This is a genomic window from Halorubrum sp. SD612, assembly GCF_002135005.1.
In genome coordinates this window covers 1-1,417 of record NZ_NEWI01000366.1, presented here as the reverse complement: position 1 = coordinate 1,417, position 1,417 = coordinate 1, and the positions used below count along the sequence as shown (strand labels likewise).

At 69.7% G+C, this 1,417-nt stretch carries 1 protein-coding gene; it reads right to left on the bottom strand.

Features of this window, described 5'->3' with window-relative positions:
• Window positions 1-1,417 (bottom strand): phosphoenolpyruvate carboxylase (locus tag B9G38_RS17390; RefSeq protein ID WP_143415641.1); only part of this gene is annotated, 1,417 nt, incomplete at both ends.

The following is a 1,417-nucleotide window of genomic DNA, read 5'->3' as shown; positions in this document are numbered from 1 at the left end:
GGAAGAAGCGCTCGCGGAGCCCGTCGTCCGCGAGGTCCGCGTACTCGGCGGCGATCTCCGGTTCGGTGCGCGCGGGCGCGAGCGAGGCGTTGTCGAGCGTGGTCCGGAAGAACGGCCACTCGTCGAACATCTCGCCGAGCGTCTCCATCCCCGCCTCCTCGCCGATCTCGTCGAGGTAGGCGTCGATGCCGGAGGCGATCGCGTACCAGCCGGGGAGGATGAGCCGCGTCTGGGTCCACGAGAACACCCACGGGATCGCCCGCAGGTCCTCGACGCTGCGCTCGCCCGAGCGCGAGGCGGGCCGGGAGCCGAGGTTGAGGTCCTCGACGACGCTGATCGGCGTCGCCTGCTCGAAGTACGAGACGAATCCGTCCGTGTTCAGGAGGTCGCGGTACGTCTCCCGCGCCGCGGGCGCCATGACCTCCATCGCCTCGACCCAGCGGTCGGGCACGTCCTCGACCGGCTCCTCGTTCGCCTCCTTCCGGGCGCGGATCTGCGCGTCGAGCATCTGTTCGAGCTCGCGCTCGGCGATCCGCGGGTTGGCGTACTTCTCGGCGATGGCCTCGCCCTGCTCCGTGAACTTCACCTGGCCGGTGACGGTCTCGTTCGGGAGCGCGAGCAGCGCCTCGTTCATCGGGCCGCCGCCGCGCGAGATGGAGCCGCCGCGGCCGTGGAACAGCCGGAGCGTGACCTCCTCCTCGCGGCAGAACCGGGCGATTCGGCGCTGGTTCTCGTAGAGGTCCCAGTTCGCGGCGAGGAACCCGTTCTCCTTGTTCGAGTCGGAGTAGCCGAGCATGACCTCCTGGACCTCGCCGCGGGCCTCCAGCGCGGTCGCGTACGCCTCGTTCTCGAAGAGGGTGCCGAGGATGCGCTCGGCGCCGTTGAGCGCCGACTCGGTCTCGAGGAGGGGGACGACGTCGACCGCGCAGTGGTCCGGGAGGGAGACGACGCCGACCTGGTCGGCCAGGAAGAGCACCTCCAGCACGTGGCTGGGTTCCTCCGTCATCGAGATGCAGTAGGTGTCTATCGCCTGCTGGCCGTACTCCTCCTGCCACTCCGCGAACGACGCGAACCGTTCGAGGACGCGGTCGGTCGTCTCCGAGACGTCGCCGGGCTCGTCGACGTCCACCACCGGCTCGTCCTGGAGGATCGCCTCGGTGAGGAAGTCGACGCGCTCGGGCTCGTCCATCTCGTCGTAGTCGACGCCCTCGACGGCGACGGCCTCGGCGACGGCCTCGGTGTGGTTCTCGCGGTGGTCGCGTAAGTCGAGCGACGCCAGCGTGAGCCCGAACGTGTCGACCTGCCGGCGGAACGGCTCGACGAAGGATTCGAGGACCGACTCCTGACCGTCCTCGCGCAGCGACTCGGCGATGACGTCGAGGTCGTCGAGGAAGGCGTCGCCGTCGGGGTACTCTCC